Here is a 12,103-nt window from a genome sequence, read left to right on the forward strand (position 1 = left end):
TTTATTGCGTGACACCATTCTGCAGCGGTGTCAGTGAGCCGTAATCATTGACGGCCTGGAACGAAATGCTGCCTGAAGCACCGGCTGGAACCACCGCCTGCGCACTGTCCATTGGCGGGACCATGGTGTTAGCCAGCTTCTTGCCACCGACAGTCAGGTTGACCATAGAGATGTAATACGGTGATGGGTTAGTGATATTCAGCGTTCCACCAGACAGCTTAAACCGCACGTGTTTAAGCGCTTCTTCCGGCTGAATAGGCAGGCTTTCCGGGCGAACAAACAGCTTGATACGCGACAGGATCGCCAACTGAAGGACGTTCTTCCCTTCGATACTTTGTTTATCCACCGATGGGATAGATTTTACGTTCAACCAGAAAACCGTCTCGCGGTCATTCGGCAACGGCGGCCCGGCGTAAATAATACGTAACGTGTTTTCACTCTTCGGTTCACTGACAAACAGTGGAGGAGTGACGACAAAGGTCTTTTCCTTCTGACCGTTGATGTTTTCAACCCAGGCGTTAACCAAATAACGGTTTTTTGCATCCGAGTTATTCAGTGCTATCGAGGTCTGCTTGGCCAAGGCGGGGTAAATGACGCGCGTTGCGCCCAAGGCGATACCACCGGTCCCTTTGGCACTGAAGGCTGTCATCGGCAGCACCATAGCTAAAGACATGGCGATAGCTATCGTACATTTAAAAATCTTATTCATAACGATGGTTACCCTTGTATTTTCCATTAAAACAATAAAGAAATAAATCGACGTACATCCACCGTCAGAGAGGGTATTTACAAGTTTGACCATTCCGAAAAAACAATGGAAAGTGAGAAGACCAGAGGCGTTTAAAATTGTTCACGACTGCTTATGCAATCTATTAAAACAGTCATCTCTGCGGGTGTATAATTACGCCCCCCGTCATCGTTAATTCTCTGAGAATGAACAACAATGCGTAATACGTCCTTATTTCGTCATTGTCTTGTCAGTATTAAAGAAACAGCCTCATCCATGAGGCTATAATCATCCGTGAATAGCTAGCAGTCAGTGATTAGTTGTACTGCATGATGAAGGTCGCGTCAGCATTCGCCTGACCCGCGGTAGTTGCAGCTGCCGTTGCTTTATAACGCGCAACGAATGGCAGGGTGTTGGTACCGTTGATCAGCGTCTGTGCCGCAGAGAAGCTTGTACCGTTTGGCGTCAGAGCAGTAGAAGTGCGGTCCAGAATTTCAATACCTACGCCAGTTGCCGTGGTGGTGTTGGTTGAAGAAGCCACCGCCAACAGATTTGGGTTGCCAGCAGTAGCAGCACCAGAGAATGCAACGGAAGCGTTAGTTGAAACTTTGGTATCACAGTCGTTCAGAACGATGTTAAACGGGGTGTTAGCAGAAACGTCACCAACAGCAGTGAAAGCGGCGGTACGGTACTGGCCCAGTTTAACGATCTGGTCAGCAGATTCGGTGCTGACTGCGCAAGCTGCGTTTACCAGTGAACCCTGGAAGTGAACTACGCCACCAGGTACGGTAACTGGAGCAGCGAAAGCGGCACTGCTTGCCAGAACGAGGGTAGCAACCAGAGAAGAAGCGATTGTATTGAGTTTCATTAAAACATCCTTAAATTAACGACAGTTAAGATAATTAACCAGTCGATCCCTGACCGGAACTATCAAATCCTTTAAGTCTTATATAGATTTACCCTCAGGAAAAACCATATAAGCCGGTAACAACCATTCATCCTTGAATGATTATTTATAAATACTAAAAAAAATCTAAACACAGCAAACACGCTGACTTAATCTACACGTTTAATAATTTTAGTTGCATTAAGGCGGCAAATTTGAGTACCCATTAGCATAACTATGTCACTGGGCGAACTAACGCAGGCAACTTGAAATATGACAGATATAGATGGTGCTCCGCTGCGTTATCGCATCGGTCTGTTCGACAGTGTATTTTTCACGATCTGGCAGTAATAGGTTTAAACGTTTTCTTAGCCTCACTAAAGGGTAAATAGCACATTTATTAAATAACAATAAAATCAGTGCGCAACAATGTCGGCAGCCCAATGCAGGCCACTGAATATTTTTTACATGAAAGTATTAACATACAACATCATAAATAGTCTTCTGCTCGGCCACGGCTTGGTTTAACAGGATTGGATAACACTGTTACCGTAGAAGTGACATTATTGTTAAATATTTATATCCATATTAGGTTAAACCGTACCATTTATTACGGCATATTTATCAGGCAATAATAACATACGATGAGCTTAATCTTATTGTTAATGTCTAGGTAGTCATTGCTTGTTAACTTGGAACAAATATTACCTGCGATGACTTCTTAGTGTCAATGTTGTCAAATTCTTACTAATTTAATATAATTACATTATTATTCAACGGGATGCATTTTTTTCTTTTAAATCACATAAGGCTATTCTTACTATTTTTAAGATTTATTACCCCCAGTTAAGTTCTGATTTTTTATTACATATTAATTTTTTATATTAAAAAAATAAATTAGCATGGCATTATTATCTGATAAATTAAAATTCAATGGGATTATTAATCATTTATTCGGTAAAGGGAGGAGGTGAAAACCAGTGATGTAAAAAACACGCCACGAAAATAATCCATTGTTTATATTGAAATTTGATTGCCCAGGCAACTGTCAGGGCTGACTGTCACTGTCTCAGACAGAGCCTTAACTTTTCCCCAGAAGGTAAGTGAACGGCATTACAACCTACGCCGGGCTTTAGCATTGCATAAAGGACTGGCGCGGCAACCCTCGCTGGGGATCCAGGCTCTCACTTTTTGACAGGAACGACCCCGTTCTGGCTCCAATTTGTAACAATGTCAAAAAACGGACATGGTTCTTTTTCAGCGACTACACTTGTAAAATTAATTTGATCGCGTCTGATCTCTTGATGTTGCGTTGCTTACGAACAGCGTTCTCCCTTCGATCCCACTAACGGACTTTGTATGAAGATTGAAATTCTTAAACAGGCGGTTACCGCACTCCGCCTCCAGCACAGGATACCTGACTATAAGCATCGGTTTTTCAGTTCATACATTTGGCCGACTACCCCCGTCTAACGTACTACTGACACATGCCGATAAAGCTCTTTACGTAGCTAAAGCCCGGGGCAAAGATCAGTTTTTCAGTCTTTAGGTTCTGTACAAAAATCTGTGGGGCATGAGGATGAACTGGAGATTCCCCGGCATATTGCAAACGCTAGTGGGGGTTTTAGGCTCACCAGTAGCTATTGTGGAATGGGATGGCAATTCAGGTATAGCTCCTAATCATCTAATTGAGCATGCGCGGAAAACTGATGCACTTTTAGTTAGTGGCGACACAGATATGACACGAGGAGAAAATCAGGCAGGTTTTATAATCACATAACCATTTGAAAAATAATGGCATTACAATAGTGGCGTGATATGATCTTACCCATCAACAGCGGGAAATGATGCAGTGGTATGCCGATTACATCGACAGCCGGGAAGCTGTTATCACAATGACATAAATACTCGACCCGTCGAGGGCTGAGCTTTACCTCACCTTTTCTTTTTACACATTACCAAGGACGCGGATTGTTTAGGGAGTATCTCCTCTCCATTGCTGGAGCCATGATGCAGTTCGGCAGCAAAAAAGACGGCTGACATTATCAGCGAGATTCACCTCTGCCATCTAAACGTGCTAGCAAACTATACAAATAGTATCTTTGGTGTTAGCTGAATCCAGTTTCCCTTCACAGTAGACGAGTTACCCTTGATGATTTTCTCCAGTATTTCCGTAAGTGCCATTAGGATTTTACATTATTTATAAAATCATTACTCATAATGCTATTTTTAAAAATTAAGTAGAAATCTTGATTGAATTTTGCACTTTCATTTTATTTTACTATAATTAAATACGCTCTCATAACAGGCTAATAATCAGCAATAAGTAATTTTCCATTGTTTTACCTAGAGAGTTTACGCTAGAAAATAATTCAACACTCGCTAATGAAACACTATAGTCATGCAATATTAAACTCAACCTTATAGAGTAACCAGAAATAATGAACAAACTACAGCTTAAACTTAGAGATTTAAAAATTATTTCTGTCATCGCGGAAACTCGCAGTATTGGAGGCACGGCTACATTGATGGGAATCGCTCAGGCAAATGTCAGCAAGCACCTCTCTGACTTCGAAGCTCGCATAGGTTTAAAAGTCTTTGAACGCACCACTCGATATCTGGCTCTTACTCAGTTTGGCGAAGCTCTTGTTCCTTACGTTAATGCAACCTTGGAAAAGAATGGGGAACTCGCTAATTTTATTTCCGATTATAAGCATGAAAAACGTGGGCGCGTGACTATCTATGGGCCAACCGGGGTTATTTCTTACCTTTCCAAAAGTGTTATTCATGAAATAAAGGATATCGGTGACATTCACATTCATCTAAAAACATACAATCTAAGTCGCCATGAGTTTTTTGAAGGTAGTGAGTTTCCAGATGACTGCGATATTTTAATCACAAATACTCTACCAAAAGATGAGAGTTTGGTTGCGAGTTATTTAACTAAATATGCTGTCACCGCATTTGCAACACAGGAATACTTAAAAAAACATCCAATCAATAGCCCAGAAGAACTGGTGAATCACTCCTGTATTCTTATCGACTCAATGATGATTGATGATGCCAATATCTGGAAATTCTATCCCCATGACTCAGATGAAATTCATGAGTTCAGAGTTACGGGAAATTATGTCTGCGATAACTCGCAAAATGCACTTGAACTTGCACGAAATAATCTGGGAATCGTTTTAGCACCAAGAGGGAATATTCAAAAGTATGTTCAGCAGGGAGTTTTATTACCTTGTTTTAACCACACGCATGAATGGAGGTTGGATTTGATAGCCATCTTTCGTAAACGTGAGTACCAACCATGGCGTGTTCAGTATGTACTTGATGGGGTGCTCGAAAGCCTTCGGCGGCATATTGAGCAAGATGTAAACCGGGTGTAATTAGCCCATGCGGCTAAAAATGGACGTGAGTTCTGGGGGGCAGATACACCGCTGAATGAGTACAGAGATAACATTACCTCCATGATGTATATGACCAGGGGCTCATTTCCCTGCAATCCTTGACGACACCATAGTGGGCATATTCGCCCTGTAGCTGAACATGCCCGATATTTCGTCGATACCTATCTCATCTACCCGTTGAAACACTTAGTCCTGATAGCTCCACTCATTAATATTATTTTCCGAGCATCCTGCGGTGGTATTCTGAAACGACAGGGCGTCGGTAATATCGTCTAGCTTCACTACGCCAGCGATGCATGGGGAGTGGCAAATCGCCGGTATTAGCAGATCCTGAATGTTACGGGCACCCAATTTGCGCAATCCAGCACGCTTGTAATGACTGATGGTCTTGACGTTCAGCGATAAACTCTTGGCAATGTCATGCGCCTTGAGCTCTTTGATCAAACCCTGAAGAACACTGCGCTCACGCAGGCTCAGCAGTTCCCCAGAGATAATCTCTCTGGTTGATAACACCTTCTCCCTGCGGATCACCTGCCCAAGAATCCCCTGTAACATCAGTACAGACTGGGTAAAATTTAACAGCCCAACATGGGCATTCAAGCAGTTGAGGTAAAAACGCAGCAGTGGGATACTGGCCGAACCGACTTCCATCAGCACCTGGCAAGAGGGGTGAGAGCAACGTATCAAGGTGGCCAGCCGCAGTAGGGCATCGATCCTATCATGGCTTACTGACAAAATAATCAAGCCAACTTCACCGTCCAGAGAACGCGAAAGATGCAACCGGCACTGCTCAATATCAGCTGTGCTGACAACCTGGGCTTCCGGTTTCAGCAGCGTCTCCAGCGCTGTGCGGGTAAAACTACACTCGCACAGAATGACAACATTTTTCATTTCTTGCTCGCTTGTCAGTGGCTATACATCACTTGTTACTCTGATCAAGGGGGAGGACTTTACTGGTCATCACGCCTTAAAGGCAGGCAACAGATTCATGCTGCGTAACCGTTCGGCAGAATTGCCAAACACGGGTAGCATCTCGCACAGCATGTTGATTTATGGTGTCTGTCAGTTGGCTGTCAGGGTTACAGTAAGATTTGTGCTCTTCAGACCCGTCACTTCAGTCTTTGGATCCAGACTCAAAGAGTGTTCACCGCTTGTTCCCTTTATGGTGATTGGTGACCCTAAAGGGATGATGTTTCCGGATTCATCTTGGATAGTGATCATGACGTCCCCCAGTAGCAGGGTACCGCCTGTTTTTGTTGGGCTGTCGTAGGTTAAGGTCCAGATATCAGCCTGCCCGCTTCCCGATGCTCTCCAGGTCAGCGGGCGGACCACGGGATCCTGTCGAAGAAATACGGTGCCAAAATTTATGACAGGGTTGCCGTCATTGAGTGTGATGATGAGTGGCGTAGCCTCTCTAGTGCAGGTAATCCTGAAGGGGAATACTTGGGAGGGAGCAGGGTAATAGCTTCCCGCGCCAAGATTGATTCCGACGGGGCTGGAGATACCGTATCCAATCGTCAGCAGCGTCTCCGTGAAGGTAATGGCATGTGGTAGGTATTCGTTTTTCGGGCCTTCAGGCAGATTGAGAGATCGGGAAAACTGCGGCGATGAAAATGTTGAATTGAAAGAGAGCTGATTATTTATCTGAAAACTCATCGTGCCGTTCACCGGTGTCAAAATAGTGATGCATTGGGCGTTTCCGTTACAGTTCAGAATATAATTAATCAAATTAGGATCGGTTAATTCAGGAGGCTGAACCCCGTCCCCAGTGAAAGTATGTTTATCCTCATAAAGTGCAGCCCCATAGACAGTTGCTGTTGCGGCGGTATTGCGGAATTGAACTAGAGTCAGATCATAAAGGTTGCTCTTCAGTGCTTTAATATTTTTGAGCAGAGCATCGCTACCGAGCTGTTGATCGTCCGTTGCGGTCATTTCCCTAGTGTTACCCAATAGCCGGAAATCAAAGTGTGTTGGATCTGCCGCGTTATATATTGCAGATGTATATGTTGATGTATTGCTCTCAATTGAACATTGATACGTCCAGGGCGTTGATGCAATTCCCGCTGGGGTTATACCCAACAACAAGAGAATAATGCTAAAACACCAGTAACTATTTGTGGTGATTATTTTTTTGCTTTTGGTGTTCTGCCTATTACTCAATAACGTCCCTCTTAGGCCACGCGAAATGCAGAACATAAAATCATTTATGACACTGCCTGTTATGATTATAAATCCGAACATATTATTTGCCTTGTTTTTCTATTTCTTGTCAATGAAATATGAATTATTAAATCTCTCATCACCTTTCCCCGGATGTGCACGGGAACCCTCTTTTAATTTCACTCCCAGATATCTTGCAATGTGGTTAACCGTTGCTCCGTTAAGCACATGTGATGCCTTGTGCTGAGCCACCGCTGCACCTCATCAGCATAAAGCTGTTTTTTTGCTGCTGGGCTAAAGGCGACTATTGCTTATGGGTTAACCATGGTGAAGCGGATCGCGGCCGCAACGTTACCGGGCTTAGTGCCAATATTGACGATGGTAGTCGGTGTCACCGTGCAGATACGCGAGTCTTCTCCTGAGCAGAACTGCTGCGCACTATCGGTTGCACCACCGATGCCGTAAAGTATTCCGGCAGGTTTGTCCGCTGTAGAAAGGGTTAGAAGCACCGGGCTCCCCATATTACCTGGGTCGCCGTCATTAACCATGTTCACGGCAGTGGGCGTGGTCGTGTTCACCCCCCCGGTAACGACTTCCGCATAGACAGATGATGTGCGGGTGTAGCTACAGGTGATGTTCAGGTTAAATGGAGTAATGGCCTGAGTTCCCAGATGCAGTACGCCGAGGGGGATCATTTTGCTGTCTGTACCATCGATATCTACCGTGCACGGCGGGGCTGCGAAGGTTGCAGTCACTGTGACCGTAGTGGTGTCACTTGATGCATCAGCACTCTCTATCATGGCGGTGCTCAATGTCGTCACTGCCAGCAGCGCGGTATATAACCATCTGCTTTTCATGATATTTTTCTCAACGCAGTGTTACTGGATGTCATAGTCTTGCGCTCCACCCCAGTCGTTGATTGCCTGCACGGTCAGTTGCCCATCGCCGCGTAGGCCAGTGTCTGCCTCACTGAACGGCGGCAACTGGGCAAGCCCCTGATGCTTCGCTTTCGGTATCGTCACCTCTTTACCGTTCAGTTTCAGTCCCGTCACCGCAAACCAGTAGGGTGTCGGGTTCTTCAACCAAACCCCACCATCCCGGCGCAGCTTGATCAGCTTCTTCTCGGCATCTTTACGCCCTTCGGTCAGGGCATTAGGCCGGTAAATCAACTTCACTCGCGTGTTCATGGCTATCGCAATGGTGCTGCCATCAACCTGTTTCGGTTTCGGCGGTAATTCCTGAACGTTCAGCCAGAACAGTGATTCCCGGTCAGTAGGAAGGGCCGGGTTGACATTCATCAAGCGCACTACCTGCTTTCTCCCTGCATCCACCTTAAACACCGGTGGAGAGGGCACTATGAAAACATCTGCTTGGTTCTGGTTGGTATTATCTACCCATACCTGACCGCCCCAGGTACCCTTTGCGTTGTTGGTCACCTCCAGCGAGATGTTTTTCTTGCCTTCTTCATAAATGAATCGGGTCCCGTTAAGGACAAAGGCCGCTATCACAGGGGGCACAGCAGCGGTGGTCAGTATCGCCAGCAGTGTGGCATTCAGTAATATCTTTTTTCTATTCACAACGAATTTCCTGAACTGTAATTGCCCCGCCTTTCAGACCGGAAGCGTCAAAGCTGCATGTTTTTCCGTCAGTCCGACTGACAGAGATAGTTTTCGGCGCAGATAGCAGGTTCATCAGCAACACGCCATTGTTAGTGATGAAACCGGCATCCAGTCCCTGCTCCGTGGTGGCGCTACCACCAGTCATAATGTTTCCCTGTGCATCACGTACACGCAGGATGTATCGCTGTACTTTTTGGTAATCAAACTCACGATAGATAATGGCGCGCTCTGTAGGCACCACGTCGTACGAGGTGTTTAGCAACTCAGTACTGTCCGGTATATTCTCTGGGTTAATACTGATAGTGGTCGGGTTATAGGCAGACAGATACATCACCGTACTACCGCTGCTATTGGTTGGCAGGGATGTGCCGCCGAAGGTCACCCCTGGGATATCCTTAATTTTCAGTATGGCCACGGTCTCCGTTGATTCTTTCGTCAACAGCAAACCGCTCTCGGCGGTAACGATAGCCGCTCCCGATAAGTTGCCAGACAAAGTCGTGATACTAGGGTTCTGCGACACGGCCAGGTTGGTCTGCATACGTTCAAAGGCGTAGCTCGCAGAGGCACTTGCCGTGTTGTGATGCTTCCCATCCATCCCAGCGCTCACGCTGTAGTTAAGACGATTATTCACCGTCGCCGAAGCGCTGGTGTTGAACGAGTTACCGTTGTAGCGGTTGTAACTCACTGTATTACTGGCGTAATAGCGGGTCCCCCTGAAGGAGAACGGGATACTTACCCCCAGCGAAGTCGAGTAGTCGTCCTGTGTGGACCAGACATTACGTGACCAGTTGGCGTTCAGGAAAAGCGAGATCCCCTCCAGTACTGTGGTACTTGCCGACAGGCCTGTACCAAATGCATCCCGATCGCGGTTCCAGTAGGTCTGCTGCCAGAGAGATCCGCTTAACCAGACGTTGTCGAAGCGCTGGTTAATTCGTGCCTCATAGCGTGCTTTCTCTTGCCCGTCGAAATAGACATAACGGTATGCGGCATTCTGATTATCCGTAAGATCGATTTTGCGTCGGTATGGCGCCTTCGGCCCCCAGTTTGCAAACTCGGTGTAACCAGAGCTCTGGTAGCGATAGGTGAGCAGTTGAATATCCGTATTGTTGCTGAAGCTTTTCGCGTACTTCAGGGTGGTACTCACCCCTTGCCGCATTGAGCCATCATCGTACTTCGCCCGCGAGGTGTTCAGGTTGGCTGACAGAGCCCCCCATTCACCCAGAGGTTTGGTGAAACCGAGACCTACAGCCTGGTAATGGTTGTGCAAAAGAGTCGCCATGTTGAGCGTTCCCGATGGCAGCCCCCGGTCGAGACTGGTCAGCACAAAGGTGCCGTTACCGGAGGAGAACGCATTCTCAATCCGGTTGCTGTCATTACGCTGTCCTACAGCCACGTTATAATTGTAATCCCCTGAACGCAGTAGGGACGGTAGAGTCGCAACCGGGTATTCGGTGATGGTTTTGTGCCCGCTATTATTCTCAACGGTCACCACCAGATTGCCGTTACTGATGGAGGTGATGTCATCCAACTTCCATGGCCCCGGCGGTACGACGCGGGAATAAATGGTGTATCCACCCTGCTTAACCGTAATACGCTCAGTACTCGCTGCCACTCCGGTAATGAGCGGAGCATATCCACGGGTTTGCCAGGCGCGCATGCTACTGTTGGAGCGAATGGCTGCGCCGTAAAAGCCAAAGTCAGAGAACAGCTCTGTGCGGGTTTGTGAACGCCCCAACAGCAGATCCCCCTTAATCTGACTAATGGCCGTTGACAGGGTTAGGTTGTTAGAATTGACTTGGGTGCCCCAAGTACTTCGCGTAGCGTTAATATCGCTGGACAATATCCACCCCCCTACGTTCAGGCTGGTTTTCAGACTGCCAAAGGCATTAAGGCTTCGATTACCACTGTAATCGGTATTGTCGTTTTGGATATTCTTGTTAAAGTTGCCATTGTAGGTGAAACGCAGGCCATTAATACCGTAGTCCCAGCGGGCAGCATCGTTCTTCTCCAGCAGCCAAGCCTGGGGAATACCAAATTCCAGCGTCTGGGCACCAAGGTCAAAATTAATTCGGGTGTTTTCCTTACGGCTAAGTACGTAGCAGCCGCGGACCTTATCAAAAGTCTTTGCATAGGCTTCGGGCCGGAAGAAGATGCTGGCGCTTTGCAGCCACTCGGGAGTAAGACACAGATGATTGGTATTTTCATCATCTGTGCTCACTGTCAAAGCCATGCGGGCCGTGCGGGAGCCATTCAATATCACGTCAACATAATACTGTCCTGCAGGATATCTGACCCCATCCCTCAGGATAGAAGGGATTTCTGTCATGCCTTGCATGAATTCAGTGTTGATTTCGGTGGCATATCCCAAGGAAGAGAAGATGCTCAGCGTAAGCAATGACGGTGCAGAATGTTGTAGTCTGATGTTCACACTAATCAGCCTTCAGAGAAAAGAGAGACCGGTTGCCACTCAGGAACCTGAATCACCGAAATGGCCAGCCATCAGTACCGGCTGGCCAACAGGCTTCTTAGTTATAAGCCACAACGAAAGCGGCAACAGATCTGTAGTCACCCGCAGTGGCACCGCCGTGCAAGGTGGCCTTGAACATCGCGCCCGTCGTCGTCAGCACATCACCAGTAAAATCAGCAGACAGATTGGTACTATTGATCCCTTGAACTGGCGTGATACTGGCGTTGACCGTATCAATTGACGCCCAGGCATCCGCAGCAACACCGGACTGGGCCTTAAGCCCATTGATATCAAACGCACCATTCCAGCCGATAGTCGCCGTGCTGGCGGCCGTCAGATTCTGGCAACCGCTCTGGTTCATATCAGCCTTCAGAGCAAATGGCACGTCGATACCCGTGGCGTTGGTGCCCACAGTTCCCAGTTGCACCAAATTATTCACGGTACCGCCACCAACAATTGGCAAAATGTCACAGGTGGTGTCGGTGACTACACCCAGAAACTGCACATCTCCATTAGCTGCCACAGCAGCATAAGACGTAACAGCTAGAGCAAAAGCAGAAACGGCCAATAATTTATTCATTTTGTTCCCTTACTAGTTAATAAATGACGATTAAAAGATATTGCGGCACTACATTTATTTACGGGGTACTGATATACAACCGCACATCTTTTCTTTTAATGTGGATTGCTTAAATTAGTTAATTTACTTGAGATTTAAAAGGCAGGTTAAATACCAAAACAACCCATACCCACTACCTGATGGCAGCATATACCTCATTCAGAAAACAATAAAATCCACTGAGCAGCAATAACCTGATGATCAGTTTTTATTTC

At 46.5% G+C, this 12,103-nt stretch carries 9 protein-coding genes; 1 reads left to right on the forward strand and 8 read right to left on the reverse strand.

Going from position 1 to position 12,103, the window contains the following annotated elements; translation table 11 throughout:
* Window position 1: 1 nt before the first annotated feature.
* Together fimC and fimA are read right to left on the reverse strand one after the other, a co-directional pair.
* Window positions 2–709 carry a type 1 fimbria chaperone FimC gene (gene fimC, locus ACX1CU_RS17620; RefSeq protein WP_459399543.1) on the reverse strand — a complete coding sequence of 236 codons (708 nt, stop codon included), beginning with the start codon at window positions 707–709 and terminating at the stop codon, window positions 2–4.
* Window positions 710–1,043: 334 nt separating this feature from the next.
* On the reverse strand, window positions 1,044–1,595 hold the full coding sequence (fimA, locus tag ACX1CU_RS17625; protein WP_459399544.1) for a type 1 fimbrial major subunit FimA: 552 nt from the start codon (window positions 1,593–1,595) through the stop codon (window positions 1,044–1,046).
* 2,459 nt (window positions 1,596–4,054) lie between these two features.
* On the opposite strand from fimA, the gene ACX1CU_RS17630 reads away from it, so the two are divergent.
* The gene (locus tag ACX1CU_RS17630) at window positions 4,055–5,002 is read left to right on the forward strand and encodes a LysR family transcriptional regulator (RefSeq protein WP_459399545.1); all 948 of its coding nucleotides are present in this window, start codon (window positions 4,055–4,057) and stop codon (window positions 5,000–5,002) included.
* A 207-nt stretch (window positions 5,003–5,209) separates the two neighbouring features.
* On the opposite strand, the gene ACX1CU_RS17635 is transcribed toward ACX1CU_RS17630, so the two are convergent.
* The 6 genes from ACX1CU_RS17635 to ACX1CU_RS17660 form a co-directional block, all read right to left on the reverse strand.
* On the reverse strand, window positions 5,210–5,914 hold the full coding sequence (locus ACX1CU_RS17635; RefSeq protein ID WP_459399546.1) for a helix-turn-helix transcriptional regulator: 705 nt from the start codon (window positions 5,912–5,914) through the stop codon (window positions 5,210–5,212).
* A gap of 171 nt (window positions 5,915–6,085) precedes the next feature.
* The gene (locus ACX1CU_RS17640) at window positions 6,086–7,264 is read right to left on the reverse strand and encodes a hypothetical protein (protein ID WP_459399547.1); all 1,179 of its coding nucleotides are present in this window, start codon (window positions 7,262–7,264) and stop codon (window positions 6,086–6,088) included.
* 230 nt (window positions 7,265–7,494) lie between these two features.
* Window positions 7,495–8,040: a hypothetical protein gene (locus ACX1CU_RS17645; protein ID WP_459399548.1), complete on the reverse strand. Its 546-nt coding sequence runs from the start codon at window positions 8,038–8,040 to the stop codon at window positions 7,495–7,497.
* A gap of 21 nt (window positions 8,041–8,061) precedes the next feature.
* Window positions 8,062–8,760 carry a fimbrial chaperone gene (locus ACX1CU_RS17650; RefSeq protein ID WP_459399549.1) on the reverse strand — a complete coding sequence of 233 codons (699 nt, stop codon included), beginning with the start codon at window positions 8,758–8,760 and terminating at the stop codon, window positions 8,062–8,064.
* A complete protein-coding gene (gene pefC / locus ACX1CU_RS17655) occupies window positions 8,753–11,230 on the reverse strand; it encodes a PefC/AfrB family outer membrane usher protein (RefSeq protein WP_459399550.1) in 2,478 nt (825 codons plus the stop codon). The genes ACX1CU_RS17650 and pefC overlap by 8 nt, the downstream gene beginning before the upstream one ends.
* Window positions 11,231–11,327: 97 nt before the next feature.
* Window positions 11,328–11,849 carry a fimbrial protein gene (locus ACX1CU_RS17660; RefSeq protein WP_459399551.1) on the reverse strand — a complete coding sequence of 174 codons (522 nt, stop codon included), beginning with the start codon at window positions 11,847–11,849 and terminating at the stop codon, window positions 11,328–11,330.
* Between the last annotated feature and the right edge of the window lie 254 nt (window positions 11,850–12,103).

It is taken from the genome of Serratia sp. D1N4, from assembly GCF_054552755.1.

Bases quoted from the DNA above. Each gene is read 5' to 3' on its own strand.
- ACX1CU_RS17660 (WP_459399551.1), bottom strand. From the start codon at position 11,849: ATGAATAAATTATTGGCCGTTTCTGCTTTTGCTCTAGCTGTTACGTCT.
- ACX1CU_RS17640 (WP_459399547.1), bottom strand. From the start codon at position 7,264: ATGTTCGGATTTATAATCATAACAGGCAGTGTCATAAATGATTTTATG.
- ACX1CU_RS17635 (WP_459399546.1), bottom strand. From the start codon at position 5,914: ATGAAAAATGTTGTCATTCTGTGCGAGTGTAGTTTTACCCGCACAGCG.
- fimA (WP_459399544.1), bottom strand. From the start codon at position 1,595: ATGAAACTCAATACAATCGCTTCTTCTCTGGTTGCTACCCTCGTTCTG.
- ACX1CU_RS17645 (WP_459399548.1), bottom strand. From the start codon at position 8,040: ATGAAAAGCAGATGGTTATATACCGCGCTGCTGGCAGTGACGACATTG.
- fimC (WP_459399543.1), bottom strand. From the start codon at position 709: ATGAATAAGATTTTTAAATGTACGATAGCTATCGCCATGTCTTTAGCT.
- ACX1CU_RS17630 (WP_459399545.1), top strand. From the start codon at position 4,055: ATGAACAAACTACAGCTTAAACTTAGAGATTTAAAAATTATTTCTGTC.